Source organism: Thalassovita gelatinovora, from assembly GCF_001458355.1.
Taxonomy (GTDB): domain Bacteria; phylum Pseudomonadota; class Alphaproteobacteria; order Rhodobacterales; family Rhodobacteraceae; genus Thalassobius; species Thalassobius gelatinovorus.
In genome coordinates this window covers 138,452-163,416 of record NZ_CYSA01000026.1, presented here as the reverse complement: position 1 = coordinate 163,416, position 24,965 = coordinate 138,452, and the positions used below count along the sequence as shown (strand labels likewise).

General features: G+C 58.5%; 25 protein-coding genes and 1 riboswitch. Of the genes, 4 read left to right on the top strand and 21 right to left on the bottom strand.

Annotation, left to right across the window (positions count from 1 at the left end; genetic code table 11):
- Position 1 precedes the first annotated feature (1 nt).
- Positions 2–547: a TRAP transporter small permease gene (locus TG4357_RS14700; protein ID WP_058263660.1), complete on the bottom strand. Its 546-nt coding sequence runs from the start codon at positions 545–547 to the stop codon at positions 2–4.
- Between the two features lie 66 nt (positions 548–613).
- Positions 614–1,600, bottom strand: coding sequence for a TRAP transporter substrate-binding protein DctP (gene dctP / locus TG4357_RS14695; RefSeq protein ID WP_058263659.1), 987 nt, complete (start codon positions 1,598–1,600; stop codon positions 614–616).
- A gap of 134 nt (positions 1,601–1,734) precedes the next feature.
- Here dctP (TG4357_RS14695) and TG4357_RS14690 point away from each other — a divergent pair, with 134 nt between their 5' ends.
- Positions 1,735–2,391, top strand: coding sequence for a GntR family transcriptional regulator (locus TG4357_RS14690; RefSeq protein WP_058263658.1), 657 nt, complete (start codon positions 1,735–1,737; stop codon positions 2,389–2,391).
- Between the two features lie 302 nt (positions 2,392–2,693).
- Here the strand turns inward: TG4357_RS14690 and TG4357_RS14685 are convergent, their stop codons facing one another.
- The 4 genes from TG4357_RS14685 to TG4357_RS14670 all read right to left on the bottom strand — a co-directional run bounded on the left by TG4357_RS14685 (position 2,694) and on the right by TG4357_RS14670 (position 7,785).
- Entirely contained in the window at positions 2,694–4,052 is a 1,359-nt protein-coding gene (locus TG4357_RS14685; protein ID WP_058263657.1) for a TRAP transporter large permease, read from the bottom strand.
- 3 nt (positions 4,053–4,055) lie between these two features.
- Complete coding sequence (locus TG4357_RS14680) at positions 4,056–5,300, bottom strand: TRAP transporter small permease subunit (protein WP_058263656.1); 1,245 nt, start codon at positions 5,298–5,300, stop codon at positions 4,056–4,058.
- Positions 5,301–5,382: 82 nt separating this feature from the next.
- On the bottom strand, positions 5,383–6,483 hold the full coding sequence (gene dctP / locus TG4357_RS14675) for a TRAP transporter substrate-binding protein DctP (protein WP_058263655.1): 1,101 nt from the start codon (positions 6,481–6,483) through the stop codon (positions 5,383–5,385).
- Positions 6,484–6,864: 381 nt separating this feature from the next.
- The gene (locus tag TG4357_RS14670; RefSeq protein ID WP_058263654.1) at positions 6,865–7,785 is read right to left on the bottom strand and encodes a PHP domain-containing protein; all 921 of its coding nucleotides are present in this window, start codon (positions 7,783–7,785) and stop codon (positions 6,865–6,867) included.
- Between the two features lie 109 nt (positions 7,786–7,894).
- Between TG4357_RS14670 and TG4357_RS14665 the strand changes: the two genes are divergently transcribed.
- A complete protein-coding gene (locus TG4357_RS14665) occupies positions 7,895–8,188 on the top strand; it encodes a hypothetical protein (RefSeq protein WP_058263653.1) in 294 nt (97 codons plus the stop codon).
- On the opposite strand, the gene TG4357_RS14660 is transcribed toward TG4357_RS14665, so the two are convergent.
- From TG4357_RS14660 to TG4357_RS14615, 10 genes are all read right to left on the bottom strand, one after another.
- The gene (locus TG4357_RS14660) at positions 8,147–8,554 is read right to left on the bottom strand and encodes a TOBE domain-containing protein (protein ID WP_058263652.1); all 408 of its coding nucleotides are present in this window, start codon (positions 8,552–8,554) and stop codon (positions 8,147–8,149) included. The two genes, TG4357_RS14665 and TG4357_RS14660, sit on opposite strands and share 42 nt — an antisense overlap.
- A 32-nt stretch (positions 8,555–8,586) precedes the next feature.
- A complete protein-coding gene (locus TG4357_RS14655) occupies positions 8,587–9,378 on the bottom strand; it encodes an energy transducer TonB (protein WP_158509085.1) in 792 nt (263 codons plus the stop codon).
- 29 nt (positions 9,379–9,407) lie between these two features.
- Positions 9,408–9,788 carry an ExbD/TolR family protein gene (locus tag TG4357_RS14650; protein ID WP_058263650.1) on the bottom strand — a complete coding sequence of 127 codons (381 nt, stop codon included), beginning with the start codon at positions 9,786–9,788 and terminating at the stop codon, positions 9,408–9,410.
- Positions 9,789–9,793: 5 nt separating this feature from the next.
- Positions 9,794–10,168, bottom strand: coding sequence for an ExbD/TolR family protein (locus tag TG4357_RS14645; protein WP_175473913.1), 375 nt, complete (start codon positions 10,166–10,168; stop codon positions 9,794–9,796).
- Positions 10,168–10,800, bottom strand: a complete 633-nt coding sequence (locus TG4357_RS14640; RefSeq protein WP_058263649.1) for a MotA/TolQ/ExbB proton channel family protein — start codon at positions 10,798–10,800, stop codon at positions 10,168–10,170. The genes TG4357_RS14645 and TG4357_RS14640 overlap by 1 nt, the downstream gene beginning before the upstream one ends.
- A 144-nt stretch (positions 10,801–10,944) precedes the next feature.
- A complete protein-coding gene (locus TG4357_RS14635; RefSeq protein WP_058263648.1) occupies positions 10,945–11,616 on the bottom strand; it encodes an adenosylcobinamide amidohydrolase in 672 nt (223 codons plus the stop codon).
- Positions 11,613–12,371, bottom strand: coding sequence for an ABC transporter ATP-binding protein (locus tag TG4357_RS14630; RefSeq protein ID WP_058263647.1), 759 nt, complete (start codon positions 12,369–12,371; stop codon positions 11,613–11,615). The genes TG4357_RS14635 and TG4357_RS14630 overlap by 4 nt, the downstream gene beginning before the upstream one ends.
- Positions 12,368–13,351 carry a FecCD family ABC transporter permease gene (locus TG4357_RS14625; RefSeq protein ID WP_058263646.1) on the bottom strand — a complete coding sequence of 328 codons (984 nt, stop codon included), beginning with the start codon at positions 13,349–13,351 and terminating at the stop codon, positions 12,368–12,370. Before TG4357_RS14625 ends, TG4357_RS14630 begins: the two co-directional genes overlap by 4 nt.
- Positions 13,348–14,097, bottom strand: coding sequence for an ABC transporter substrate-binding protein (locus TG4357_RS14620; RefSeq protein ID WP_233487516.1), 750 nt, complete (start codon positions 14,095–14,097; stop codon positions 13,348–13,350). Before TG4357_RS14620 ends, TG4357_RS14625 begins: the two co-directional genes overlap by 4 nt.
- Positions 14,098–14,200: 103 nt before the next feature.
- Positions 14,201–16,066: a TonB-dependent receptor plug domain-containing protein gene (locus TG4357_RS14615; RefSeq protein WP_058263644.1), complete on the bottom strand. Its 1,866-nt coding sequence runs from the start codon at positions 16,064–16,066 to the stop codon at positions 14,201–14,203.
- Positions 16,067–16,191: 125 nt separating this feature from the next.
- A riboswitch (cobalamin riboswitch) is annotated at positions 16,192–16,397 on the bottom strand.
- A 385-nt stretch (positions 16,398–16,782) separates the two neighbouring features.
- Here TG4357_RS14615 and TG4357_RS14610 point away from each other — a divergent pair.
- Complete coding sequence (locus tag TG4357_RS14610) at positions 16,783–18,711, top strand: FAD-binding monooxygenase (protein WP_058263643.1); 1,929 nt, start codon at positions 16,783–16,785, stop codon at positions 18,709–18,711.
- Between the two features lie 71 nt (positions 18,712–18,782).
- Here the strand turns inward: TG4357_RS14610 and pepT are convergent, their stop codons facing one another.
- From pepT to TG4357_RS14585, 5 genes are all read right to left on the bottom strand, one after another.
- Complete coding sequence (pepT, locus tag TG4357_RS14605) at positions 18,783–20,030, bottom strand: peptidase T (protein WP_058263642.1); 1,248 nt, start codon at positions 20,028–20,030, stop codon at positions 18,783–18,785.
- 105 nt (positions 20,031–20,135) lie between these two features.
- Positions 20,136–20,897: an SDR family NAD(P)-dependent oxidoreductase gene (locus TG4357_RS14600; protein ID WP_058263641.1), complete on the bottom strand. Its 762-nt coding sequence runs from the start codon at positions 20,895–20,897 to the stop codon at positions 20,136–20,138.
- Positions 20,894–21,823: an SDR family oxidoreductase gene (locus TG4357_RS14595; protein WP_058263640.1), complete on the bottom strand. Its 930-nt coding sequence runs from the start codon at positions 21,821–21,823 to the stop codon at positions 20,894–20,896. Before TG4357_RS14595 ends, TG4357_RS14600 begins: the two co-directional genes overlap by 4 nt.
- Positions 21,820–22,716, bottom strand: a complete 897-nt coding sequence (locus TG4357_RS14590; RefSeq protein ID WP_058263639.1) for a bile acid:sodium symporter family protein — start codon at positions 22,714–22,716, stop codon at positions 21,820–21,822. The genes TG4357_RS14595 and TG4357_RS14590 overlap by 4 nt, the downstream gene beginning before the upstream one ends.
- The gene (locus tag TG4357_RS14585) at positions 22,713–24,029 is read right to left on the bottom strand and encodes a flavin-containing monooxygenase (RefSeq protein WP_058263638.1); all 1,317 of its coding nucleotides are present in this window, start codon (positions 24,027–24,029) and stop codon (positions 22,713–22,715) included. Before TG4357_RS14585 ends, TG4357_RS14590 begins: the two co-directional genes overlap by 4 nt.
- A gap of 61 nt (positions 24,030–24,090) precedes the next feature.
- Here TG4357_RS14585 and TG4357_RS14580 point away from each other — a divergent pair, with 61 nt between their 5' ends.
- Entirely contained in the window at positions 24,091–24,744 is a 654-nt protein-coding gene (locus TG4357_RS14580; protein ID WP_058263637.1) for a TetR/AcrR family transcriptional regulator, read from the top strand.
- Positions 24,745–24,965: the final 221 nt, after the last annotated feature.

Genomic DNA, 24,965 nt, shown 5'->3' with positions numbered 1-24,965 from the left:
ATCAGCTTTCCAATCCGAAAGGTTTTTCGATGCCCAGAACGAGCGCGAAGAGATCGGCCGCCAGTTGCAACGTCAGCAGGGCAAATCCGACCGGCAGCGACAGATAGGGAATCCACAGTCGGACGCTCCAGACCGTGTCGGATCGCCATCCGCGTTGGAATGCGAAATGCCAGAATTCGTAGGCATACCACAGCATCAACCCGGCGATTCCGACCGACACGACGGAAGTGATCAACGCCAGAATGAAACGGGCGCGGCGCGGTAGCATCAGTGGGATCAGATCGACGTTCACATGCCCGCGCAACCGCTGGACATAGGGCAACCCGACAAGAGTGGCCGAAACGACAAGATAGATGACCGCTTCGGTCTGCCAGACGGTCGATCCGTTCAGAACGAAACGAATGATGATCATCTGCACCGTGATCGCAACGGCAGCGACGATCATCGCAGCCGAACACCAGCCCGCCAAGGTGGACAATGCGGAAACGGATTTCAGGAAAGGGTTGCTGCTGGAATGCGCTATCGCGGCGTTGCTGTGTCCCGCCAAGGTCGCCTCCTGTAAATGTGGGAATTCTGGATAAGGCGGGCGGCTATCGCCGCCCGCACTGCAAGGTCATTCTACGGCAAGCGCCATATCAAGCAGAGCCTGCCCATCGGACACCTCTGCGACGAATGCCTTGTAAGAGGTTTCTTTGGCCAGTGCGCGCCATGCCTCGAAATCGGCTTCGCTCATCTGGGCAATTTCAACACCTGCATCGCGGAAGACCTGTTCAGACGCGGCATCCTCTTTCTTGGCTTCTTCCAGATAGTAGGCCTGCGCCTTGGCGGCGGCGGTGCGCAGGGCATTCTGCTGAGCTTCAGTCAAGCCGTCAAAGGTGCTCTTGTTCATCAGCAGGGGCTGATACATGAACCAAAGCGCATAGTCACCTGCGGGGGTGTAGCACTTGACCTGTTCGTAAATCCGATAGGACACGAAGGAAGACGACGAGGTGTTCGCGGCCTGAAGAACATCGGTCTGCATCGCGTTGTAGATTTCAGACGATGCCATCGAAGCAATCGATGCACCCGCGCCGGCCAGCATCTGTTCGAAAGCCTTGCCCGCGGCTCGGGTTTGCAGACCCGCTGCATCCTCGGGTTTGGTGATGCACTTGTCCTTGCCGGCGAAACCACCAGCCAGATAACCGTGAACCAGAACCATCACGTCGTCCTGCGCCATCTTTTCTTCCAGCGCCTTCATGAAGGGCGAAGCGCTCAAGCGGGTGGCGTGATCGTGGTTTTTCACCAGACCGGGCATGAGGGTGAGGTTATAGGCGGGCTGTTGACCGCCTGCATAGCTCAACGGCAGGACCGTCATGTCCAACTGGCCGCGGCTGAGTGGCTTGTATTGTTCGCGGGGTTTGAACAGCGATTTAGATCCAAAGATTTTAATCGTCAGGTCGACATCCGCCGCTGCGACTTCGTCGGCCATGATCTGCGCGACCATATGACGGACATCCTTGTTCGACCACTGATGCGACAAGCGCAATTCGGTCGCATTAGCCAAGCTTGCGGCACAGACGAGCGCCAGCGCAGTTGCTGCTGTTTTCAGCGTAAATTTCATAATTTCCTCCCTATGTCATTCCGGGATGACCGGCGACTTGCGGAGCGTAGGCGATGGTTGTTTTTTAAGTCAAGCTTTCTGTATACAAGAATTGTGATATTGAATTATACGTGACAGAGGGTAGAACCGAAATCATGACACGACCCCGCGCTGAAAACATCGCCGAAGAACTGGAAGAGCTGATTTTCAACGGCACCTATTCGAATGGTGACCGGCTGGATGAAATCAGCCTTTCGGAACAGTTCGGCGTATCACGAACCCCAATTCGAGAAGCCTTCCACAGGCTCGCCCTGTCGGGTCTGTTGGAATTGATCCCCCGCCGCGGCGCCTTTGTCCGCCAACCAGGACCGGTCGAGCTTGTGGAAATGTTTGAAGTGATGGCCGAACTCGAAGCGGTCTGCGGACGCTTGGCGGCAAGACGGATTTCGGCACAGGCGCTGGAAAACCTGCGCGAGGCAAACACCAAATGCCGGATCGCCGTCGATACAAATGACGTTGATACCTATTACGCCGAAAACGAAAAATTCCACAAAATCATCTATAAACAATCTGGGAATAGTTTTCTGGAGCAAGAGGCATCCAAGCTCCATAAACGCTTGAAACCGTTCAGGCGACAACAGCTGCGTTTGCGCGGGCGGATGGAACAATCGATGGCCGAACACGAAGCGATCGTCGAAGCCCTGATCCTGGATGACACGGAAAAAGCTGCCAATACCCTGCGTGGCCATGTGGCGGTTCAAGGCGATAGATTCCACGATCTGATGGCAAGCCTGAAAAACACCACGGAATAATCCTCCTTTAGATCACCCCGAAGATCTGTTTGAGGGCCACGCAAACACGCAGCGCGTCAAAACCTGTGCCGCGCGTATCCGTGATCTGAGTCTTAAGGTGTTTCCTGCCATTTCCCCGACACTGGGGTGACGTTTCCCGGCGGGGCATTTCCCGATCTATTTGCACCGTTGTGGTAATGGTCCAGCCAACAACAGGACAAACCCGGCCAATTGCTTGGGCGAAACAGGCTCAGATACGAAAAAGGAGCCCGGAATACACCCGGGCTCCTTTCAAATAGCATTGTGATCAGTGGTTACTGCGTTTACCCGCCATAAACGAGCTGCGGCAGCCACGTGATAATTTGTGGGAACACCATACACAGCACCAGCCCGACGATTTGCAACGCAAGGAAAGGCAGCGCCGATTTGAAGATGTCGCTCATCGGGATTTCCGCCGGTGCGACACCGCGCAGGTAAAACAACGCATAGCCGAAGGGCGGCGACAAGAAGCTCATCTGCATGTTCACCAGATATAGAACCCCGAACCACAGCACCAAATCCCCTTCGCTTCCCAGCCCGAAGGCAGCCGGGCCAAGCGCCCGGATGATCGGCACGAAGATCGGGACCGCCAACAGCAAAATACCGACCCAATCAAGGAACATACCCAGAATGATTAGGACGATCTGCATCAGAATCAGGATGCCCCAGGGCCCAAGACCCAGACCGGTCATCGTCTGTTCGACGAATTCCTGCCCGCCTTCGAGAACGTAGAGTCCAACGAAGATGGTCGCGCCAAACATGATCCAGATCACCATGGCGCTGGCTTTCAGCGTGGTCATGCAGGCTTCGCGGATGGTTTGCCAGCTCAGCTTGCGGTGGATCGCCGCGACGATGAACGCGCCGAAGGTGCCGATGCCCGCAGCTTCTACTGGGGTGGCAACGCCGGTGAAGATCACGCCAAGCACCACGACGATCAGCGTAATCGGGGCGGCCATGTTCCCCAGCAGACGCAGTTTTTCGGCGGTATCGATCCGTTCTTCGACCGGGATCGGCGGGCCTTTCTTCGGATCAACATAGCACATCAGGATGACGTAAAGGATATACATACCGGACAGCATCAGCCCGGGCAGGACCGCGCCGATGAACAATTCACCCACCGATTGTTCGGCCACAACGGCATAGATGATCGCCAAGATCGAGGGCGGGATCAAGATACCCAGCGTACCGCCGGCCATGATCGATCCCATCGCGATCTTCGGATCATAATTGCGCTGCAACATTGCCGGCAGCGCGATGATCCCCATCGTCACCACTGCCGCACCGATCACCCCGACCATGGCGGCCAGAATGGTCGAGGCGATGATCGTCGCCGCCGCAAGGCCGCCTTTGACCCCGCCCATCAGCTTGTAGATCACATCGAACATTTCGTTGATGATCCCCGCCCTTTCCAGCATCGCGGCCAAAAAGATGAATAGCGGGATTGCCGAAAGCTGATAGTTCGTCATCAACGGGAAGATCCGCGACGGCACGATGTTCAGGGTCTGCGCATCGCCCAGAATGAACAGGAACACGCAAGCCAGACCACCGGTGACAAAGGCCAAAGGCAGGCCCGCCATAAGGAGGGCCATGAGGCTGCCGAACATAAGGGCCGTCAGCCAGCCAATTTCCATTTCAATTCCCATGGATTACGCTCCCTGAAGGCTGTTGCGGACGGAATTAAGATCGGAAGCAAGCTTGGAAATCCCCTGAAGGATCAGAAGCACCGCCCCGACGACGATGGCCCATTTGAACGGCCAGTATGCGATTTGCCATTCCGAGAACGAAACCTCATCAACGACCGTGGCATCCATCGCGAAGATCCATCCGGTGGCAAGCAGCGTGCCCGCGAAGATGAAGAAGAAGATCGAGGTAAGAAGGTCCACCACCGCTTTACGCAGGGGCGACCATTCCGCATAGAATACATCAACCTTGACATGCGCCTCGGTCAGCGCGGCATAGGACCCTGCGATCAAATATTGCATGCCGAACATCAGGTACATGCCTTCATGGACCCAGATCGTGGGCGAGTTGAAGACATAGCGCGCCACCACTTCGTAGTAATATGCGATCACCGCGATCACCATCCAGTAGCTGACGAATTCCCCCGAATAGTAGGAAAACCGGTCAATCACACCGGTCCAGCCGGTGCTGATGTGATCTTCGTCCTGCTTGGTCTCTTCGGCTTCGATCTGTTCCAGCCGTGCCTCGGCTTCGTGTTCGATCGCAGCCAGACTGCCCGACGCGGCCTCGTCTTCTTTGACGCTGCGCGCCTCAGCCCGCTTGACCAAGCCCGGCAGCAGGATCGCATCGACCAGCATGAAGGCGCAAATAATCAAGAAGGCATAGAAAGACCGGTCCGCCCAGTTGGCGCGCGCGTCCTTGGCCTCTGCCAATGCTGGCTCGGCGGCTTTCTTGCCGACGCGGGCCTTTTCGATCCGCGCGGTGTCGTCGATCACCGACTGTTCGGCTTTTTCCAACGTCAGTGTTGCGCGTTTTTCGGCGAAACTGCCTTTTTCGGCTTCGCCCAGATTGGCGCGCAGCTTAGCGATCTTGCCATCGGCAGCGGCGAGTTTCGGTTCCAGACGTTCAATGACACGCTGAGCGCTGTTCACTTCGTTCGCAGCTTGGGATTCGGCTTCTCGTGCGACTTTCCCCTGCGCGTTCGCGAACAGGATGGCAAAGAAGATCGGTAAGTAAAGAAGCCCCCAAAGGTTGCGAAGGTAAAGACGATGAAGTCCGAGAATTCCCCCGGAAATCAAAATCATATAGGCGATTGGGTTTGAATATCCGCTGGTCTGTGTCCGCCGGGCCATGATCATGGCGACGATCGGAAAAACAATCAGCGTACCCCAATAGACCCAGTGGGGCAGGATGAAGCTTATGCTAGGCATGGGTGGTTCCGTTCGGTCTGTCGGATGAAATGCACCCCCGAAATTGGTCCGGGGGCGCACGGGTTTCAGGTTGTGATCTGGATTACAGGTCCAGAGTTTGCCCCGCGACCATTTCGGGCGTCACGTAACCCAGAGAACCGGACATCATGTAGTCGAGCTGAGTCTTGAAGACCCGCGCGGCATCCTTGTCGCGGTTTGCGTATTTGAACCAGATCGGCACGGCCACTTCGGTCATGATTTCGACGTCGGTCTGGCTGAGGCGGGTGACTTCGGTGCCGTCGGCTTCGAACTTCTTCCAAGCTTCCTGGTCGGCTTTTTGAATCGCCGCGTGATGCACGTCGGAATAGCTGTGAGTTTCCATTTCGACGAATTGCTGCATCTGCGGGCTCAGCGCGTTCCAAGAATCCATGCCCACGGTCAGGTCCATGATGTCGACCGGTTGGTACACCGACATGAAGCCCGGAGGGCCCATCGAGATATAGTCGGTCACCTGGCTGAAGCCGAGCGCGTAGTTCACCGCCGGACCGACATAATCGGCCACGTCAATGGTGCCCTTTTCCAGCGCCGGGAAGATATCCGAGCCCGGCAGCAGCGTGGTCTTGGCACCGAGCGCCGAGAACAGTTCGGCCACCATGCCACCGGGCGCGCGCATCTTGCGGCCAGCGAAGTCATCGACCGAACGGATCGGCACTTTGGAGTGGATGATGTTCGGGCCGTGATGGATCGGCCCAACAAAGTACATGTTCTGCTTGGCATACAGTTCGCGCGCATGTTCCAGACCGCCCAGACCGTAGTAGTAGACGTCGAATTCATGCGGGTTACGCAGACCCAGCGGGTAGCTGGTCAGGAACATGGCCGCAGGGATAATGCCCTGGGCGTAGATGGTGAACGGGTTCACCGCGTCCAGAACACCGTTCTTGACAGCATCGTAAAGCTGAAAATCGCCAACGACATCATTGGCACCGAAGGGCTTGAAGGCCAGTTCGCCGCCAGTTTTCTCGGCGATCGAATCCGCCCAGTCCTTGAATATCTGCAGCCCGATGCCACCCGGCCAAGACGTCTGGACTTTCCAGGTCGTCGTTTCGCCCGCAGCGGTCGCAAGCGACGGGGCCGCCAAGCTGGCAGCACCCGCAGTCGCCAAACCGCTCAGCGCGGCCCGGCGGGAAATTGGTTTGCTGGTCATATGGTTCTCCTCCCATTTGCTGAAATGCGTCCGAAACCTCAGGGGTCCAGGCGCACGACAGTCATTTTATGTTACTACCGGGCGCTAATTGGTAAAGTAATTTCGCCAATTTCACGAATATTTTCCATATGGTGGAAGTAAGGCAGTGCCCTCCCCAAGCAATTGAGGATGAACGACGTCGGGCACCGCTTGATAAAGCGGTGCCCGATAGCGGTTTCAGATGAATATTACCGCCTGATCAAGAGGTACAGAAGCGACCCGCGTTCATTCTCTTGTTTCTGGCAAAGACAAAACCCGCTCGATGACAGGAATGAATGCCGCATAAACCGCAGATATCAACAGCATTCAAAGCCTTGAACCGTTCGAGTGACGATCACAGCATTACAGAGAGATTGGGTTTGACCAAGCGCGCTTTCCGGCGCGATCAACGATGGTAATACGTATCCAGGGTGACATTTTGAAACGCGAGATTGGGATAACAGCTTGGGTCATGGATTGACCGTGTACCGCTTGGGCCGCAGACCCGTGTCCTTGAACGATCACGGCAGTCGCGGACGAACATGTGACCTTGATTGCTTCGTCAGACAGATCAATGCTCCGAATTTCCGGTCCTTGGCTGGAATAGAAATCGCCGCGCTTAAGTGCGTCAAGCAAGAGCTTCGGATCGTTTTCCGTCGCCTTCACCATAACCCAACCACCAAAGTGATCAGGTTCAGTGAAATGGGCGTCATCTGTTGCGACAAGCGTCAGGTCGCGCCCTTCGGACAGCAAAAGATCCGCATAAAATGAACCATCCGGGCGGTCGCATCCCATAGCGCAGCCGTGGTTATAGATTTCAATCGCGTGGGCGGCTTCGATCGACCGGGCATCGTGCAGCGTCATGCCCGACCATTGCGGGTGCGCGACGGCAACAAAGGCCCCGGCCTCGCGCGCGCGCGCAGCAAGTTGCGGACCGCTTTCCTGATCTGCAATCGGGTGAAAACCCGGTGCGTTGGGCGGGGTAAAATCCGCCGGCAAACCAACCGCAAGAATATGCCACAATTCACCGTTTTCCATGGCCCCAGAATGACATTCGGCACCAAGGATGGTAGTAAAGTCTGTATCCCTGAACGGTACCGTATCCGCAATTGGGTAATTGTATTGCCCAATCAGGTGATCCGTCAGCGAGATGAAATCATAACCTTCGGCCATGTAGCGACGGCAAACCTCTTCAGGGCTTAGACAGCCATCAGAAAGGTTGGAATGCGTGTGCAGATTGCCACGCCAAAATTTGCCGGGTGCAGAAAACGCAGAAAGAGACATCGGTGCAGCGCCTTTGGTTGTTGTTATTTCGGGTTAGCCACCGTTGCTAATACTTCTGTGACAGAACCGTTGCATTCGCATGATATTGCATCCCCAGAAGGGAAAAATCATGGATGTAACGGCATTGCAGAACGCCTTGGCGACGGGCGATTGGGCGTTGGCGGAAAGCATTCTGGCCCCGGTGGCGGCAGAAAAGAACGCGCATCCTTCGTTGCTTTACAATTATGGCAAGGTTCTATTGGAACTGCGTCGCATCAACGCGTGGTTGTTGTCCCCGAATGATCTGGACGCGTGCCGTAATCTGGGCCGGGTTGCGATACGGTGCGGCAATTATTCTGCGGCCAAAGCCGGCTGGAACGCCTTAGCCGGCGATGAAGAGGATGATATTGCCAACAGACATTAGCAGGCCGATATTTGGGGTGTGCATCGTCAGTTTGGCCCCGTTTTCGGTGGTGAATTCGTAATTCAGGAACGAACCTTCCATGTCGCGGCGGGTGATCTGGGCGTTAAAGCTGTTGCCAAGATCCGCGTCAAAAGCCACGCGTTCGGGCCGTACAAACAAGATCGCGGCTTCGCCTTGTCTCATCCCGGACGAATTGGCCCGGATCGTGCTTTCGGCTTCGTCGTTCGAGCCAAAAGTAGTCAGTTCCAATGCGATTCCGGTCTCGGCTTCGAATGCTTCGGCAATGTTGGGCTGGATATAATCCTGCCAGGCAAGCACTTTGACCGAACCTGACGAAGCCAACGCGTCGGACGCGCGCAGGATCATGGGGACAGCCAATGCGGCCCTGGACAGGGCGATTACAAAGCGAACGATATTGGCAAGGAAAAATGATGAACGCCGACGGCCAAACCTTTAGGAGCAGTCGCGAAACGTGCGCGTCTGACGGCCATCAAGGCCGCTTGATCAAGCGCCGCATCGCCAGAAGATTTCCGCACTTTCACTGACGCGAGCGCACCGGTTGAGGACACTGCAATCGACAAGATCACGGTACCACGGGCCCGCGTACCGGACGGATATCTTTTGCGCCGCTCCACAGCCGCCCGAATGCTGTTGCCCCATTGGGCCATAAGGTCTGTCCTGAGCGCTTGTCGGGTTGTTGGGGTGGTGGCAGCACCGTCCGTACCAGCGGCATGGTTCTGGCCAGACCCTGCTGCGGTTTGCCGGGAGGACGGTTGCGCGAGATTGGCAGGCCGGGACCGGGTGGTTCTAGGCGGGTTGGGACGTTCTTGCGGGCGGAGCGACGCAGTGACGGCGACATTTGACGGTGGAGGAACGGTTTCATCGATAGCCGGTAGGTCACCACCGTCCAAAGCAGGGGTGGTGATGGTGGACAAGGCGGGACGCTGCATCGGTTCGGAGTGCAGCGCCGAAACCGGGGGTTGATCCTGTGACGCGGTAGTCACGGACAGTTCGGGACTTGTGATTTGTTGGAGCACCTCAACCGGCCGATCCCATTCGGCGACCATGGCCGATAGGCTGGCAGAGCTGGCGACCAGAGTTACAGTGTCACCACCCCCATCCCCCGCAGCAGGCACCCCGCCCCCCGGCATACCCTGAAACACCGCCATATGCAGCGCGCCGGCAAGCATAACAAAGACTCCAAATTCGACGACCTGTTTCATGGCGCACGCAATGCGAGGCTTGCCGATGAAATCCCCATCGCCGCCAGCTTCGCCAACACGGCGGCCAGCATTGGCGCAGGCAGGTCCGCATCGGCCCGAACGGTCAGTTCCTGCGTTTTATCGAGCACGCCAAGAGCCGCCCATGCCTTTGCCCCCAACAGCCCCTGAAAACCGACCGCCCCGTCGGCAGACAGATAGAGTGCCCTATCTTCTTCCAGCGCCGCGTTTTGTACCGCTGTCGGCAACGTCAGATCGAACGGCGGGGCGGGTGCGATCCGGGCCGACATCATGAAGAAGATCAACAGCAGGAAAACGACATTGATCATCGGGACCACGGATTCCGTTGTGCGGCGGCGGGACGGGCGTTTGAACTGCATCGGCGCTACTCCACCAGCGCCAGCCGCATAAAACCGGACTGTTGCAAGACAACAGACACATCGACCAAGCGTTGCACTGTGGTGTCTTCATCTCCACGCAGAATGATCATGTCGTCGTCGCCCGCCATAGATCGAAGCAGGTCCACCAACGCCTCTGCCGACATGACGACGCCATTCAGACGCAGATTATCCGCCCCGACATCGACCATCCTTGGCGGACCAGAATAAGCCTGCCCCCGGCCTGCGGCGGCCATCGGCAGCGCAGAATCTCGCCCGAATTGCGACGCAAGCATGAAAAAAACCAACAGCAGGAACACCACGTCGATCATCGGCGTCAGGCTGGGCCTGCGGGTGCGCCGGGGGGATGCGAAACTGAACATCAGCCTGTCCGCGCCTGTGACCCCGGCATCTGCGTAAAGAGCCGCGTCGCCATGTCTTCCATATCTGCCTGCACCCTGTCGCATATCCCTTCGAACCAGCTGAGGGCCACAGCGGCAGGGATCGCCACCGCCATGCCTGCAGCGGTCGTCAAGAGGGCCTCCCAAATTCCGCCCGCCAGCACGGCCGGGTCGGCCTGCCCGGCACTTGTTTCAAGTGCCTGAAAGGCTTCGATCATACCCAAGACCGTCCCCAGCAGACCGATGAGAGGGGCAATGGTGACGATCAGTTCAAGCGGGCGAAGCCCCCCACGCAGCGCGGCGAGTTCAAGTCCGGCAAGCCGTGCGACTTCTTCGCGGGCCAGCGCATCGGGTAGCCCGCGTGCCTTGAGCGCCCCTGCCACAAATCGTGCCCGTATGTTGCGCGTGGGGACTGTTTTGGGCGCAACATGCCCTGCAATCGCAGTCTCGACCATGGTGGTTGCCTGCCCCGAAGACCACGCACCGGACAAGCCTAACCGCCAGAGTTTCCACAGGATGATCGCCAGCGTCAAAACCGACAGGACCGCAATCGCGACAAGCGCGGGACCGCCGGTTTCAAGGAACTGTTGCGCGTCTTGGGTGTCGAATGCCATTCTCAATGCCCCCGATGATCGTCGTCGGTCTTTTCCGAAGCGCTGCGTACAGCAGAAACCGCCTTCCGCTGTTTCAGCAAAGCAATATCCCCATGCCGACGTCGCCAGAACCTCGATCCCGTGCGGCCTGTGTAAATGGCAGGTTCAAACATTTCCATTTATCCTTTTTTGAACCGCCGCGATATCCGTTTTCCATTGCAACGCACCGGATAGCGTCGCGCCATAGACTGCGGCCCCGACGGCTTCGCCCAATTCGGTATGCAGCCCGGCGTAATCCAACGATCCCGAAGGCGCCGCAATAGCAATGCAATCCGTGCCCGTTCCCGTGGCCCTGCCTGATGGTAGCGGCACGTCCGCGTCCATGACCGCCGCCGTGCGTGCCTGCGTGGCGATGCTCAGCGTCTCGATCAGGCCGGTTTGGGTAAGCCCGCAATCGACACGCACGGCAAGATTGATCGTGCCCCAATCCTGCGCCCGGCGATCAACCCGGGCCCCTACCCGTTCGGCGTTGGACAGGCCCACGGTCGCGATGCACTGCACGGTCGTGTCACCAACCCTGGTGGTGATGTCGGCATAAGACGTCACATCACGCGACGTCAGGAACGCAACGCTGTCTTCAAATCCATACGTTGCCAGTTCCCGACCGAACCAATCCGCCACATCCATGTCACGCGGCAGGTCGGCATTGCGGACTTCACGCCAGACAATGCGCCGCGCGGTGACAAACCCCGGACGATTGATCGCCCAGCTGAGCACCTGCATGTCGCGCCCTAGATCGAATGAAAGCCACGGGCTGATAAGATTCACTGCGCTCATCTTTTCACCTCAAGCGGCTGGAACACGATCCCATCCGGTGTATCCTGAAGAAAAGCGCTGATCGCAAAAGTGTCGCGCACCAGATCCGGCGTCAGCACTTCTTTGGGGGCCCCATCGGCCACGACACCCCCCTTGTCGATCACGATCAACCGCGTGCAATGGCGCGCGGCAAGCCCCAGATCGTGCAGCGAGACGACGACCGAATGACCGTCTGAAGCGAGTTCTGTAAAGCTGCGCATCGTGGCAATCTGGTGCGCCGGGTCAAGACCGGCAATCGGTTCATCCGCCATCAATAACGGTGTTTCCTGCGCCAGTGCACGCGCGATCAGGACGCGCGCCTGTTCGCCGCCTGACAACCGGGTGACCGTGCGGTCGCGAAACGCACTCAAGTCCATGCGCTGCAGGGCGCGGTCCACTGCGGCGCGGTCCCGGTCCGACGGGATTTGTCCCGAATCCAAGTGCGGTATGCGTCCCAGCATGACAAGCGATTGCACGTCCACCGGCCAGGCGATTTCGCGCGATTGCGGCAACCAAGCGACGGCGCGGCCGCGTTCATGGGCAGAAAGGGTGGCCAGAGAACTGTGTCCGGTCGCATCAATCAGCCCCAACGCGGCCCGCATCAGGGTTGTTTTGCCGGCGCCGTTGGGGCCGATGATACCAACAAGTTCTCCCTGCCCCACGGCCAGCGTGATACCGCGCAGGATGTCGCGCTTGCGACGGGTAACACCGAAGTCCTGGAGGCTCAGCAGGCTCATACCGCATCCCTTCGGGTTCGGTAAATCAAGTGCAGAAACAGCGGTGCGCCGACCAGCGCGGTCACGACGCCCAGTTTCAGATCGCGTGTAGGCAGGATCACCCGCACGGCGATATCTGCGGCCAGCACCATCGCGGCCCCGCCAAAGGCAGAGGCCCACAACAGCCGCCCAGGTCGCGCGCCGACCAACGGGCGCAGCAAATGCGGCACTACCAGCCCGACAAAACCGATTGCACCGGCAACGGCAGTGGAGGCACCAATCACCGCTGCGGTTCCGAATATCAGCGTCAGGCGCATGCGGCCAAGACCGATGCCCATCGCAGCCGCCGCGTCTTCGCCCAATGTCAGCGCATCCAGACCGCGCGACAGGCTCAGCAGCATGATCGACCCCAACACGATCAACGGCAGCGCGATCCAGACATGCGTCATCGACCGATCGGCAAGCGATCCCATCATCCAGAACACGATCTCGTTCGCGGCAAATGGATTGGGGGACAGGTTCAGAACCAGCGAAGTAAACGCCGCCGCGAGCGCAGATATGGCGATCCCAGCCAAGATCAGGGTCAGCGACGATCCGCGCGGCCCCGCCAGCGCCATCACCAAGAACACGCCGATCACCGCTCCGGCAAGTGCCGCGAGTGGTAACCCGAAGGCGAAGGCCGCTGCCAACCCGGTCTGGATTGCCAGAACAGCCCCTAAAGCGGCGGACCCAGACACGCCGATCAGACCGGGATCGGCCAGCGGGTTGCGCAGATAGCCCTGCATCGCCGCCCCGGCCAGCCCCAATGCCGCCCCAATCATCATCGCCAGCAGCGCACGTGGTAGACGGATTTCACGCATGACCAGCGTCATCGGCCCTTCCCCGCCCGCCACAAGCGCCTTCAGGCTTTGCGCGACGCCAATATTGGCGGGACCAATCACCAAAGCAGTCATGAACAGAACCGCCACGAAAGCGGACAAGAAAAGACCCAACCGTGTCATGGTGTATTTGCCTGCAAGGCGCGACGCAGGTCCACCATATCGCTGATCGCTTGCAGCACGAAAGGCGTGCCACAGACCCAGTCGCTGCTGGTCAGCGCCGCATCCGGGCGGGTCCGGCGTAACGCCTCAATCGCCGGATGAGCATTGACCTCTTCGGACCTGGAGGCCCCAGGGTATGGGCGGCTGGTAATGACTGTATCGGGTTGCGCCATCACCAGAATCTCCATTGGGATGATGCCGTCAGCATTGAACCCTGCCTCTGTCGCGATGTTGAACAGACCGGCGGTGGTCAAAATCTGCCCCGCCAGCGTCTTATCCCCCGCTGTGTATCCGTTCGCGTAATAAAGCGCCGCGCGTGGGCGAAGGGTAACGTCTTCCCGATAGGTCGCCAGTTGTGCGTCGTATTGCGCCACCAGCATCGCAGCTTGGTCTTGTTGTTTAAGGACATCCCCCATCTGTGTCAGCCGGTCGCGCACGTCTTCCAGCGTATAGGCCTGATTGAAAACCGCCACCGGAATACCAAGCCGGCGAAGCATATCCACGGTCGCTTGGGCGCTGAAGTTTCCAGCGAGGACCAGATCGGGCTGCATCAGATATATTTCTTCCGCCAACCCGTGATTGGTCAGATAGGCCGCAGCCCTACTGACCATGGCCGAACTGCGCGGGTCAGAGGCCATATTTGACACTGATAAAAGCTGCCCTTCCCCGGCCACCATCATCGCCAATTGATCGGTACACAGATTCATTGACACGATCCTGGCGGGTGCGCCCGGTTGGGGTGCCGTATCAGCAAACGCAGACATGGGCGCGCTGATCAGCGCGCCCACCAGGCCCAAGGCCTTTATCAGCTCAGAAACTTGCACTGACACCCACATAGGCCGCGCGACCGCGCGACGCATAGCCCCACACATCAACGGCATCGTCATCGAACAGGTTGGTTATCCGACCATTGAGCGTGAGTGTTTTCGTCAACTCATATCGCGCCGAAATATCGACCGTCGTGTAAGCAGGCAATTCAACGGTACTGTACGCGCCCCAGAACTGGGTGTCGTAATTGCCCGACACATGCCGGATGTCCGCCGAAACCGTCCCGCGGCCACCGAAGGTTTCCACAGTGGCCCCAAGGGTCAGTTCGTGCTTGGGACGGCGGATTTCCACGCTGCCATCCGGGTTTTGCGCGTCGATATAGGTATAGGCCAACCGCAATGTGACAGCATCGGTCGCTTGCATGGAGCCAGAGACTTCGACCCCATGGCGATCACTGTCGCCTGTCTGATTGATAAAACTATAAGTGCCGGGACCGATGCTGACCGCCGTGATTTCATCCGTCAACGTTTCGTTAAAATAGGTCACATCGAGACTGCTACGCCCGCCCATCAGCGCGAACTCTGCCCCGATATCGAAGCTTTTGTTGCGTTCCGGGGTCAGGCTGGAATTGCCGGCATAACCGAAAGCGCTAGCGTATAGTTCGAAATACGACGGATTGACGATTCCGGTGCCTGCCGACGCGTGCAGCCGGACGTTGCCCCCGGGCATTTGGTAGGATAGCCCGACATTCCATGTGGTTGCGTCCTCGAACACGTCGTTATTGTCGAACCTTGCACCGGCCTGAACGTCCAGACCGCCTGCAAAGCTGCCGCGATATTCCAACGCGATCGAATTCGATTCCCGCTCGTAAAGCGCGTTCGAGCTGCTGCTGTCCTTTTTATTTTCGACAAGCAAGTTCAGCAGATGATCGGCCTGCGCCACGGCAGCCCCGTCCAGACCGAAGCTCAACCTGTATTTCAGCGCCTGCGTTTGCGTCGTGGTCGGTGCGCCGCCGTTAAACGTGGATTCGTCTTCGGTCTTTTCGAAAGCCAGGCGATGGGTCAAACGCCCGCCCATCATTTCGTATTCGGCAAAAACACCCGCTGTCGTTTCGTCTCGGGTGCTGGATTGGGTCGGATCATCCACAATATAGCTGTCCGCATCCGTAGCGAAGAAACTGGTCGCGTCGAACTCATAGTCCTCTTCGGCCCGGCGCAAGGTAAACCCAAGCTTGAGATCATCAGTGATCAGATAATCGCCGGACAGGATCATCGTCGTGCGTTCCGAACCGTCCTTTTCGCCACCATCGCCGGATTGGTCATAACCTTGGTCATCGGTGTGGGAAAACGACAAGGACAGCCCGCCCCGTTCGCCCCGGCGCGCCACAAAAGCGGTTGCAGTGGTCGCTGCGCCGACCTCCAACGTGGTCGAATACGTGCCGCCAGTCTCGCCCTTGCGGGTGATGATGTTGATCACCCCAGCCGAAGCGTTCGATCCGTAATAGACAGATTGCGGCCCGCGTAGCACTTCGATGCGTTCGATATTTGCCGTTTCCAGCCCGCTAAGGATGTATTCGCCATCGCCGCCTGCGGCTTCGATCCCGTCGATCAAGATCAGCGTGTGGTTCACCTCGCCGCCGCGAATGCGAACCTGCGTGAAAGTGTTGCTTGCTCCGTTGACGGACACGCCCGGCAATGCGCGCAAGGCATCTTGAACGGTAGTGATGCCGCGCTCTTCGATCTGGCGGGCCGTAACCACGCTCGACGCGCGGCCCAGCGCTTGGGCCTCGATCGGCGACAGCCCCCCGGTGACAATGATTTCATCAAGCGCGAAAGCGTCTTGCGCCATCGCAGAAGCAACGAAAAACGGCGCGATGGCAACAGAAGCCAGAAGAGAAGAGCGGAGCATGTTATTCCCTCGAAATCGACCAGCAGAGGTCGATAGGTTTGATATGTCATTCGAGGGATTGCCCCCCGCAGACGGTGAAAACACCACAAGCGGAAGTTCCGCAGCCCCGACGCCCCTCGCGCCCGGACAGGGTGAACACTTCGGCAGGTTTCCTGACTTGCGGGTCAATGCTTGGCCGGACCTTCCCATCACACGTTTCGTGACAGTGGTTATACCGGCTTCGCTCTCCGCCTACAGTTGCGGGGGCAGTCGTGGACTTGGCTATATGGCCGAACCACGTTCCCTTTTAATCGGACGGCAAACCGCCCGCACCAAAGTGGCCATTGGTTACAATGAAAACGCGTTTTTGGAAAGACTGGATTTCAAGGGAATTGGGCTTTCTTCAAGGTTTTGAATATCTCCGATCTATTGATCTGCACCACGTTGAATTGACTGTATTTTCCAGACACCTGCCGCGTTCGGCCTGTGCTGTATCAGTTCGAAGCGACCATCGTCGGTAGGGATTGCCGCCAATCCCCGACGACGGGCAACAACATCGTCGTTATTTCGGTGTCGACGGTACAAAGTCGCAAATTGACACATTGCCCCCTCCGGAGGTTAACACCCCACCAAAGTAATTCGTATGCTTATTAATGGTTGACTTATAATAGGTAGTACAGTTACTAATTGTCGTATTCAGACCCATTGCGCCGCCCGCGGGCCGAGGAGGAACCGAAATGCAATTCTATTTGGACGGATTTCGAGGGGGCGACCCCGACATCAAGACCGCCGCGCCATGCCGCCGTGATCGCGGACCTTTTGCACCGCTGCCTGAAAAGGTCGACGTGTTGATTGCGGGCTGCGGCCCGGCGGGTCTGTGCCTTGCAGCGCAGCTGTCGAAATTTCCTGAAATCGACACGATGATCGTCGAAAGCAAACCCGGTCAGATCGAAAAGGGTCAGGCTGATGGCATCAACACGCGCACGATGGAAATGTTTCAGGCGTTCGGCTTTGCCGAGACGGTCAAGCGCGAAAGCTACTGGGTGAACCAGACGGCTTTCTGGGCTCCTGACCCGGAGACCCCTACACAAATCAAGCGGATCGGCCGGGTGCAGGATGTGGCCGACGATTCATCCGAAATGCCGCATACCCTGATCAACCAGGCGCGGGTGCATGAGCTGTTTCTGGGGGTGATGAAAAATTCGGCATCGCGGCTGGAACCCGATTATGGTTGGGCGGTTCGGGATTTAAGCATCGACACCATGACCGACGACCACCCGGTGACAGTGATTTTGGAAAACACCGGGGTAAACGCGGGCGCGACGAAAACCCTGCGGGCCAATTATGTGGTCGGCTGCGATGGGGCACGGTCGAATGTGCGCAAGGCGATCGGCGGCACCCTGCATGGCGATGCGGCGCATCAGGCCTGGGGCGTGATGGATATCCTTGCCAATACCGATTTCCCCGACGTGCGGCAGAAATGCCTGATCGCCTCGGCGCAGGAAGGCAACATTCTGATCCTGCCGCGCGAAGGCGGGTATCTGTTTCGGATGTATGTGGAATTGGACAAGCTGAGTGAAAACGAACGCGTCAGCAGCCGCAAATTCACTGCCGACCACATGATCGCAGCGGCCAACCGGATCATGCAGCCCTATACGATCGATGTGAAAGAAGTGGTCTGGTGGTCGATTTACGAAATCGGGCACCGGATGACCGACAAGTTCGACGACGTGCCCGACGGGCAAGCCGACACCCGTTTCCCCCGCGTCTTTACTGCCGGGGATGCCTGTCACACCCACAGCCCCAAGGCGGGGCAGGGAATGAATGTTTCGATGCAGGACACGTTCAATCTGGGCTGGAAGCTGGCGCATGTGTTTCAAGGCCGGTCCGACCTGAGCCTTCTGCACAGCTATTCTACGGAACGCTGGGCCGAAGCCAAGCGGCTGGTTGATACCGATCACGAATGGGCCCGGATCATGTCGGCCCCGCCCGGTGAATCCGAATTGGACGGCTCCGAAATGCCGCGATTTCAGAAACAGTTCATCGAAAATTTGGAATTCACCGGCGGGTTGGCGGTGCAATATCACCAATCAACGCTGATCGGGGCACCTGCCCATCAGTCGCTGGCCACCGGCGAAGAGATCGGCCGCCGGTTCCATTCGGCCCCGGTGGTGCGGCTGTCGGATGCCAAGCAGATGCAGCTTGGCCATGCCGCCGAAGCCGACGGCCGTTGGCGAATCTACGCCTTTGCCGGTAAAAACGACAGTTCGGATGCCGGGTCGAAGATTCATAAACTTGCCGGCTGGCTTGAAAACGATCCGGCCTCCCCGGTGGTGAAAGTCACCCGCCCGGATGAAGATATCGACGCCGTCATCGATCTGCGCGCGGTGTTCCAGCAGACCTTCGATCAACTTACTCATGAAACCATGCCGTCCCTGCTCAAACCCAGAACGGGCAAGTTGGGTTTGCAGGATCATTCGAAAATATTCTGTGTTGATCACAAAGGAGCGGGTGACATTTTCGACATGCGCGGCATTGACCGTGAACAAGGCTGCATGATCGTGGTCCGCCCCGATCAATACATCGCCCATGTGTTGCCTTTGGATGCCTATGGCGAAGTGTCGGAATTCTTCGACGGCTTCCTGTTACCCGCGCACAAGACCTGATCCGGCGTGGATCTAAACACCAAGGGCACCCGAATATCGGGTGCCCATTTTCGACCAGACTTGCCCGGCTGTTATTGATCGTTGCCTGTCGCGGCCAGACCCAGAAGCGTCAGGCAAAACGTGGTTGCGACGGCCATATCCTGCACCGAAATCCATTCAAGCGGCCCGTGGATATTCTGCATCCCGGTAAACAAGTTCGGTGTCGGCACGCCCATTTCGGTCAGCCGCGACCCATCGGTGCCGCCTCGGATCGGAACCGATACCGGGTCCATCCCCAGTTTTCGGCAGGCATCGCGGGCAAGGTCGACCGGTGTCATGTCGTTTTCCAGCCAATAGCGCATGTTGCGGTATTGCGGGCGGATGTTGCAGGTGATCTTGGCGCGCGGTTCGGTGGCCTGCACTGCGGCGCAGACCTGACGCAGAAGATCGCCCTTTTCGGCCAATCCTTCGCGTTCGAAATCGCGCAGGATCAGCTTGATTTTCATCTCCGACGACCCGCCGGTCATTTCGGTCGCATGGATAAAGCCCTCGGCGCCGTCGGTGACTTCGGGCGTCATGGTCGCCTGTGGCAGGGTCTGGATGATCTTCGACGCAAGGTGGATGGCATTCACCATCTTGTCCTTGGCGAACCCCGGATGGATCGACACCCCGGTAATGGTAATTTCCGCCCCGTCGGCGGAAAAAGTTTCAAATTCGATTTCACCGACTTTGCCTCCATCGAAGGTATAGGCAAAATCAGCAGCCAGATCCTTGGGCAGCGCTTGGGACACTCCGCGACCGATTTCTTCGTCTGGGGTGAAGGCGATGCGCACCGGCCCATGCGCGATTTCGGGATGGGCCAGCAGGTGCCGGGCGGCGGTCATGATGATGGACACGCCCGCCTTGTCATCGGCGCCCAGCAGCGTGGTGCCCGACGCAGTGATGATGTCATGCCCCTGTTTTCCGGCCAGATACGGTGACGCGTCGGGCGACAGCACGAGAGAGGCATCATCGGGGAAGCTGATATCGCCGCCATTATAGCCCCGGATGACCCGGGGTTTGACGCCGGTAGCATTGAATTGCGGCGCGGTATCGACATGGGCCAACAGACCGATGGTCGGCCCTGCAACGGAGCCGGGGATGGTTGCCAAAACGACGCCGTAATCGGTCAACTGGACATCCTGCGCCCCGATCTCGGTCAGTTCGGTTTGCAGCAAACGCAGCAGATCGAACTGAATATCCGTGCTGGGGGACGCGGGCGAATCTTCATCGCTCTGACTGTCGATTGCAGCGTAGCGGACGAGACGGTCTTCGAGTTCCTGGTCGAATGTGTTGTTCATGTGGTCACCTGCCTTTCGTCGCGAGAGGACCGGGAGTACCGCGCAGTGTCAAGCCCCGACACCCGAAGCGGGACCGTGCAAGACCGCTCGACCCCGCATGCGCGCTTAATTCTGACCGCTGATGTTGCGCCGCATTGCCCATTGATACAGCCGTGGCGAGGCGCGCATCATCAAGGAGGCCAGCGTCGCCACCCGACCCACCGGAATGAATTCCCGGCCTTTTTCAACACCGCGCAGGATCACCGCCGCCGCGTCTTCAGGCGACATGTAATCAACCCCGTCGGACGCTGCGCCGGGCCGCATGATCCCATCTTCGGAACGGTCCGCATTGCCGATATTGGTCGCCACGAAGCTGGGAGCCGCAATCAGCGTGCGCACGCCGTAAGGGGTTTCTTCGGATCGCAACGACCCAAAGAAGCCTTCCAGCGCATGTTTTGACGCGGCATAGGCGGTGCGGTTGTGCAACGGCGCGAAGCCAGCGACCGATGAAATCGCCAGATGGATGCCGCCGCTTTGACGCAAGGCAGACAGGAAGGCGCGGGCCATGCCCACTGCGGCGAAATAGTTGATCTCGAACACCCGCCGGTGGCTGGTTTCATCGGCCTCGGCGAACGAACCGATCTGCGACACGCCGGCATTATAAATCACCATATCGATCGACGGACGCGCCGCGATCAATTTCACCGCTGCCCGCCGCAAGGCCGCCGCGTCGGTCAGATCCACCTGTATCGGCGTCCGGGTTTCACCCGGTTCCAGCCCATCGATATTCAGATCAAGCAAGACACAATGCCATCCTTTGGCTTCCAGCCCGGCCGCCAATGCACGCCCCAGCCCGCCATTGCCGCCCGAAATCACCGCTGTTTTCATAACCCTACCCCCTGTTTCCACATTCGGAACACTGCGGCAGAGCTTAGTTCCGGTTCATAGCCGAACACTTGCTTGAGCCGGTCATTGGCCAGCACCGGGCGGTATTGCAGGAACCGCACCTGTTCAGGCCCATAGCGCGAAAGCCGCAGCGGATGCGCGACACCAAGCGCCGCTTTCAATGCCCAGGCGGGCAACCGCAGCACCGGTTTTCCCAGAGCACGGGCCAGATCGTCAACGCCGAGCCAACCGTCACCGGCCACGTTGAAGATGCCCGGCGGGCCGTCCGTCGCCGCCCGTTTGACGATCCGGGCCAGATCGCGGGTCCAGATGAAGACGAAGGGGCTGTCACTACCCCGGATCGCCAGAATTCGCGGACGATGGAACAGCGCGGTGATCTGGTTTTCGACCCCTGCCCCCAGCACGGTGCCGACCCGCAGCACCACCTGTTCCAGTTCGGGATGCATCTTGCGCGCCTCGGCCAGCATTTCCTCGACCTGCCGTTTGTGGTCGGAATAGGCGAATTCGGTGTTGCCCCGGCAGGGATCGGTTTCGCGCAGCGGCACCGGGTTGTCAGCGTAATAGCCATAGGCGGCGCCCGAACTGGTCACCACCAACCGTTTCACCCCCTGTTTCACGCAAGCGTCGAGCACGTTGCGCGTTCCGGTCACGTCGACGGCATAGGCGTCTCGCCGGGTCATTCCCGGCGGCGGGGTGACGATCGACGCCAGATGCACCACGACATCAGGTTTTTCTTCCGCGATGATCCTCGCGGGGTCGGTGCCGGTGACATCCATCGTGCGAAACCGCACCGCGTCCGGCAAGCTGCCCCGCGCCAGATCGGTGGCGACGATATCGGCATATGGCAATTCGTCGGCCAAGGCCCGGCCCACCATTCCGGCCCCACCGGTGATCAGGATCTTGGTCATCGGCGCGCCTCCGTCCGGTTCATGATGGCGGCCAGCGCGATGCCCGAAATGGCGTGCCAGATGCCCCAGAACGCGGCCACCACGGCCATACCGCCCAAGCCCCCGAAGAAGCTGAAAATCAGCACCAGACCAAGGCCCGAATTCTGGATGCCGGTTTCGATTGTGACGGCCCGGCGGTTGAAGGGTGACAACCGTGCCAGCGTGGCGGTGACATAGCCGCCGCCAAAGGCCAGCGCATTATGCAACACCACAAGCCCCGCAATTGCGCCCGCATAGGCCAGGAACTGTGCCCAGTTGGCGGCCAGAGCAAGCACGATGAAGGCCAGAAAAATCCCCATCGACAGCCATTGCAGCGGGCGTCGCAGTCGCGCCGTCAGTCCAGGCCGTTTGGCATTCAGCGTCACGCCCAGCACAAGCGGCAGGATTAGCATCAACCCAACCGTGATCGCGATCTGCACCGGATCGATTTCAGTCGCGCGCAGGATTGCCGCCGAAGGTTCGTAAAGACCGCCCCAGAACGCGATGTTGAACGGGGTCAGCAGGATGGCCCCCACGGTCGCCAGCGCCGTCATCGACACCGAAAGTGCGGTGTTGCCACCGGCGCGGTGGGTGATGAAGTTGGAAATATTGCCCCCCGGACAAGCCGCTACCAACGTCAAGCCCAGCGCCACCGATGCCTGCGGCTGCACCGCGAGGATCATCAGGAAGGTCAGCAACGGCAGCACCACAAATTGTGACAACAACCCGACAAGCAGCGGCTTGGGCACCTGCACCAGCAGCCTGAAATCGCTTGTCCGCAGATCGATGGCGATGGAAAACATCACCACGGCGAGGATCGCGTTCAGCAGCATCAGCGAGCCAGGTGCGAAATTCAAAACGGCTTCATCTATCATGCCGAGGCCCCTTGCAGCTTGCTGATCCACTGACAGACCGATTTGCGGTAGGTTGCCTTGTCGACGTAATAGGCCATGCGCGGCAGGTCGATATAGCTCATTCCTCCCGTGGCACGGGTGAAACCGTCATGTTTGGTCTTTTGCAATGTCCGGGCCGCCGCGTTGTCATCGCGCAGTCCCTTGATATAGCGAACAACCATTTCGGCCTGTTCATACCGCCCCTGCCAGCCAAGGCCTGATGCTTCGACCATTCCGAGCACGAAAAGGTCGTCACGGTCAGGATGCATGCAGTTGAGGTAAAGATGCGGCGCATCGCCCTGCCAGTTGAGCAGCGCGTTATCGATGAACGGATAGTCGAGCTTGTAGCCAGTAGCGGCAAGGACCATGTCGTAATCCGCCTGGGTTCCATCCTTGAAATGCACCGTGTTGCCATCGAACCGGTCGATATCCGGTTGGATTTTGATATCGCCATGGCCCGCATGATAAAGCACCAGCGAATTCACCACCGGGTGGCTTTCGTAGAGTTTGTAATTGGGCTTGGGAAAGCCGTATTTCTGCGGATTGCCGACGAACCATTTCAGGATCAACCCATCGACGACCCGTTTCAGCGCCATTGGCAGTTTGACCGCGCCACCCAGCGTATCGGCCGGTTTGCCGAACACGTATTTGGGCACGAAGTAATAGCCGCGCCGCATCGACAGGTCGCAGACCGTACCATGATGGATCGCGTCGACGGCGATATCACAGCCAGAATTGCCCGCCCCGACCACCAGAACGCGCTTGCCATCGAACTGGCTAGCGCTGCGATAGGCAGAAGAATGGATCAATTCGCCGCTGAAACTGCCCTTGAAATCGGGCATGTTCGGTGTGCTAAGCGTGCCGTTGGCGATCAGCACACCTGCGAATATCTGAGTATGTTCACCTTCGGCGTCGCGCCAGGTGACTTCCCAGCCGTTGCCAGACCCGCCCAGAGGTTTGCACGACAGCACCTCAGCCCCGAACATGTAATGCCGGTACAAGTCGAAATGGCGGGCGTAATCCTGAAAATACTGCTTCAATTCGCGATGCGACGGGTATTCCGCGACCTCGTCTCGCATTGGAAAATTGGCAAACTCCGTCATCTTCTTGGACGAAATCAGATGTGCGGAATCATACATCGTAGAGCGTGGCGCATCGATATCCCACAGCCCCCCCACATCGGAATGCAATTCGAATCCCTGAAAATCGATCTTCAGTGCGGCCAACAGCTGCGCAGCAGCCAAACCCATCGGCCCCGCCCCTATCAGGGCGAGCCGGTCGCGCGTTTCAATCATGGTATCCTCCCTTGGATACTCTTAACTTGAACAGTTGTTCAAAATAAGGCAAGATGTTTTCATGACCATAGCAGAACCCACTGACAGCAAACGAAAAAGGGCACCATCTAAGCGATCCTTGGCGACCCGGAAACGGGTTTTTGATGCTGCCGAGAAGGTGTTCGCAGACCGGGGATTCGACGGCGCAACCATTCGCGACATCGCGACCGAAGCCGGCGAACCGGTCGGATCGGTCCATCATCATGGCGGCGGCAAGGAGGCGCTGTTTCACCGCACTGTGGCACGCCGGGCCGCACCGCTTTCACGGACACGTCTTAAGGCGCTGCAACGGTTGCGCGATGACCGCACCTTGACGGTTGAAACGCTGCTATCTGCTTTCATACGGCCTTTTTTCGATCTGTCCGGCGAAGATTCAAGTTGGCGCGACTATGCCCGGCTTGTCGCCTTTGCCTCTGCAGACGACCGTTGGCAGACGATTTCGCAGGAATGCTTCGACCCCACGGCCGAGGTTTTCCTGTCGGAAATCATCAAGCTTGTTCCCGGTATTTCCCGTCACGAAGCCGCCGAAGGGTTTGTTTTCTGTGTCTCGGCGATGCTGGCGCTGCTGACGTCGCAGGGACGGATCGGTGCATTGGGTGGCGTGGCAACGACCGAAGACCGTCAGATTCAGCACCTGATCCGTTTTTGCGCGGCGGGTCTTGCAACCCGAAGTTAATGGCGAGCGTGGAATCGGAACCCGCCGATCAGGTGAATTTGCAGCGCATTCCAGATGTTGACGGCACCCATCCCAATGTACAGGATGGGCACAGTCAGAGGAGCGCGATGCTACCGCCTCTCTGGGTGTCGCATGCATTGATTGTCGGGAATCGCGAAATCTCGTGAAACGACAGAAGATGCGGCCGCTACAAGGCCGTCGTTATTGGCATTTTTTCAGAA